General features: G+C 45.1%; 1 protein-coding gene and 3 pseudogenes. All 4 read left to right on the plus strand.

Annotated features, from left to right (window positions below):
* Positions 1-18 precede the first annotated feature (18 nt).
* Positions 19-423: pseudogene (locus F6K53_RS35370) on the plus strand (hypothetical protein); the annotation flags it as partial.
* Position 424: 1 nt separating this feature from the next.
* Positions 425-1,426 (plus strand): MoxR family ATPase, encoded by a 1,002-nt coding sequence (locus tag F6K53_RS35375; protein WP_293083979.1) that lies wholly within the window; start codon positions 425-427, stop codon positions 1,424-1,426.
* Positions 1,426-2,832: pseudogene (locus F6K53_RS35380) on the plus strand (SAV_2336 N-terminal domain-related protein); the annotation flags it as partial. The gene F6K53_RS35375 and the pseudogene F6K53_RS35380, both read left to right, overlap by 1 nt.
* Before the next feature lie 360 nt (positions 2,833-3,192).
* A pseudogene (locus F6K53_RS35385) lies at positions 3,193-4,020 on the plus strand (formylglycine-generating enzyme family protein); the annotation flags it as partial.
* Positions 4,021-4,202 lie beyond the last annotated feature (182 nt).

The following is a 4,202-nucleotide window of genomic DNA, read 5'->3' on the forward strand; positions in this document are numbered from 1 at the left end:
TGAGGACGTTGGCAAGAGAAGTGGCATTTCTTGCAACAATTTCCCGGGTCTGCCTGTAATGGTTTTGTCTCAGGTGATGATCAGGATTTAGATCGATTGTTTGTCCAGTTAAGTCAACAAAATGTGATTGGACTTAAGTTGCTAAAAGCTCCTCCAACAATAGGTAAAGGTAGCGTATTTGCCGTAATCCTGAAAGCAGCTATACCAGTAGCCTTATGGTTAAGACAGAATTTATCCAAAAATTGCCAAGAGCAGGTTGATGGACTAATCAACTGCTGCTGTATTCATGAACTACCTGAAGCCGTCAAAAAGAAACGATTAGAGGATTTACCTATGCCTCCAGATACTCACATTGGACACCATCTTTCCTTATTATGGGAAGACCCCTATCGCGTGCCCCCTAGTATCGAGTACTCTATGTGATATGAATAATTGGAAAATATTTCAAGGCACTGGTAAACCTATTGATGGGGAAATTGATGAGCTATTACCCCCTCCACCGAGTTGGCGTCAGTTTGATGGGAATATCAACAAGGCGCAACGACGGGGTGCTACGTTTCAGGCTCGTTCTGAAGAAATTGATTTAGTCAATGCAGCCCTTTACCTGCGTCGTCCTTTATTAGTAACCGGAAAACCAGGTTCTGGAAAAACATCCTTAGCTTATGCGGTTGCCTATGAGTTAAAATTAGGTGAAGTGTTATACTGGCCGATTACAACCAGGAAAACGTTGAAGGATGGTCTTTATGCCTATGATGCCATCGGTCGTCTACAGGATGCTCAGCAACAGGATAAGACTAATCAGGATAATCTCAAAGAAATTGGGAACTATATTAAACTCGGACCGTTGGGTACAGCACTCTTACCATCAGATAAGCCGCGAGCGCTACTGATTGATGAAATTGATAAAAGTGATATAGACTTGCCTAATGATTTGCTGCATGTGTTTGAAGAGGGGGAATTTGAAATACCCGAATTAGTTCGGATTTCAGAAAAGTTGGAAACAGTGGCAGTAGGAACCGCTTATAAAGATGAAAATGAGCCAACTGCTAAAGATATCAAAGTAGATATTACAGAAGGACGAATACGCTGTAAAGCGTTTCCCTTAGTAATTCTCACTAGCAATGGAGAACGAGACTTTCCGCCCCCCTTCTTGCGACGCTGTCTGCGGCTGAATATAAAGGAACCCAGTGATGTAGAGTTAGAGAAAATTGTGACAGCTCATTTGGGTACAGAGCCGGAGATTACCAAACAGGCTCCGGAGTTAATTAAGCAATTTCTGAAAAAACGTAGTAATGGAGATTTAGCAACCGATCAACTCCTGAATGCTATTTACTTGATGACTCGCGAATCGGCACCCACTGGTCAAGAAAAAGAACAATTGATTGAACAATTGCTCAAGAATCTAAGTAGTACTGAGGGTGAATGATGCAGCCAGAAATCAGCTCTGTTGGTATTACTAAACTGAATGTCCGGTTAAAACAGGCTGAAATCAACCTGGATGCTGAACAAATTGCCGATATCCTCTGGTTAGCGGTTCAGATTGATAAGGTTGAGGAAACTTCCTCTCCTGAAACACCAGTTAAACAGCGTCAAACGTTTATTGACAGCAACCGGAAAACACCTGCATCTCCATCACCTACTGCCTCTGCTCATCTTCCCTCTTTCTCACCCCATAAGTCAAAAGATAAAACGGTATCTGAAGGCATTCCCTTTCAAGCACCTGCTGCTCCAGCATTACGCCAAACTCTAGCGTTAGCAAGGGCATTGCGTCCCCTGATGCGGAAAGTTCCTTCTCAAACTAAAACGGTTATTGATGAAGAGGAAACCGTTACCCAGATTGTCGAAAAAAAGATTTGGACACCCATACTCAAGCCAGCACCGGAACGGTGGTTGGATTTAGCCCTGGTGGTGGAGGAATCCCGTTCCACAGTAATTTGGAAAGAAATAATCGCTGAGTTTCAGAGACTGACTGAACTCCAAGGCGCTTTTCGATATGTTCGCACTTGGGGCTTAAAAACTAATCATGATGGGGAAATCGAGCTATTTCCCAAGGGTAACTTCTCAGCAAATAAGCAACGTTTCTGTAGTCCAAAGGAATTATTAGACCCTGCAGGTAGGCGCTTAATCCTGTTAATTAGTGATTGCATATCTCCAATCTGGCGTCAAAGTAAAATCCATGACCTCGTGAAACTCTGGTCTAATGCAGGCTCCCTAGCAATTGTACAACTCTTGCCAGAACGGTTGTGGGGACGAACTGCATTAGGTGCTGGCTTTCCCATTCAATTAAGTGCTTTAGTCCCAGGCGTTGCCAATAGTAAACTAGTAGTTGATGGATTACCTGTTTGGACAGAGGTCGATCGTGCCAACAGTTTAAAGTTACCTGTGGTTACCTTAGAACCTGATTCTCTCAAACAATGGTCGCGAGTGGTGGCTGGAGTAGGGAATACCCAAACCGCTGGGATTTTATTGGAGTTATCTTTAATCGCTTCTTTACCCGAAGTTTCATCAACAGCTCACGATCAACTATCTGCGGTAGACTTGGTGAAGCGATTTCGGACAACAGCATCCCCTACAGCAAGACGTTTAGCGGGATTGATGGCAGCAGTTCCTGTGAGTTTGCCGGTCGTTGATCTTATCCAAGCAACTCTGCTGCCAGAGTCGATGCAGGTTCATGTTGCTGAAGTCTTCATGAGTGGTCTTTTACAACCCGTTTCCTCTCAAGGGGAGATAGTTCAGTATGAGTTTGTCGAGGGGGTTAGGGAGTTACTGTTAGATTCGGTTATCACTCCTGATGTTGAGACAGTACTGGAGACAGTTTCTCAGTATATTGCCAACAAACTCGGTATATCCATTAAGAATTTTATGGCTTTGCTGTCTGCCGATTCTAAGTGGGATCAAGCTACTAAACAGCAGATAATGCCTTTTGCCCAGATTACTACTCAGGTTTTGTATAGTTTGGGAGGAGAGTATGCAGCGTTAGCTGAAGACTTGGAACGAAGTTCTAGTCAGTCTTCAGATGCATCAACTATTCCCCAACGTCCACCCCTGCCAACCTTTGAATGTGAGGTGGTCATTGGTCTTGGAGGAAGGACAGAAGCATCCCCAGACATTGAGCTAGAACCGTTTGATTTTGAAGTGGCAACTATTGAGTTGAAACAAACAGGCTGGTTCAGAAGAAAACTAGAACCCATCATCCACCGTCACCAGCACCAAGCTTATGGTTTTAGCCAAGACTTAGGGAATGGAGTTGAGCTAGAGATGGTTGCGATTCCTAAAGGGAGCTTTATCATGGGTTCCCCAGAAACCGAAGAGGGGCATAAAAAAAATGAAAGTCCCCAGCATCAAGTCACCGTTAAATCCTTCTTCATGGGCAAATACCCAGTGACCCAAGCCCAATGGCAAGCCGTCGCCGCCCTACCCCAAGTCAATAGAAAACTTGACCCCAATCCATCCCGTTTTAACGGGAAATACCGACCTGTAGAGCGAGTCTCCTGGGATGATGCGGTGGAGTTTTGTGAGCGGCTGTCCCAGTATACGAAACGCCCTTATCGCTTGCCCAGTGAAGCCGAGTGGGAGTATGCATGTCGAGCAGGTACAACGACTCCGTTTCATTTTGGCGAGACCATTACAACTGACCTAGCTAACTATGATAGCAACTATGACTATAGTTATGGCTTTGGTTCCAAAGGCAAATCTGTTCAGGAAACAACCCCAGTCGGTCGTTTTGACGTAGCCAATAACTTTGGACTCTACGATATGCATGGGAATGTGTGGGAGTGGTGTGCAGACCATTGGCACTCAAACTATAAAGGTGCGCCAAGAGATGGCAGTGTCTGGCAAGATGAGCCAAATATTAATAATGATAATTATAATAAGCACCGGCTTTTGCGGGGGGGTTGTTGGGTCGGCAACCCTGAGCACTGCCGTTCTGGGTCTCGCCACAACTCTGATCCTGCCCTCAGGCACTACGTCAACATTATTGGTTTTCGTGTGGTGTGTGGGTGTGCGTGGATTCGGTAACCCTTTTGCCTGTTTCCCTTTTGCCCTTTGCCCTATTTTCCCTTTTCCCTTTGTGGAACTGGCATCTTGCCAGTGGCTGTTGAATAGTCCCTGTGTAGAACTGGCATCTTGCCAGTGGCTGTTGAATAGTCCCTGTGTAGAACTGGCATCTTGCCAGTGCCCGGAATAAGCCTTGTGTAGAA

It is taken from the genome of Moorena sp. SIO4A1 (assembly GCF_010672065.1).
Taxonomy (GTDB): Bacteria; Cyanobacteriota; Cyanobacteriia; order Cyanobacteriales; family Coleofasciculaceae; genus Moorena.

Excerpts from the sequence above, each read along its gene's own strand:
- F6K53_RS35375 (WP_293083979.1), top strand. The coding sequence starts at position 425 with ATGAATAATTGGAAAATATTTCAAGGCACTGGTAAACCTATTGATGGG.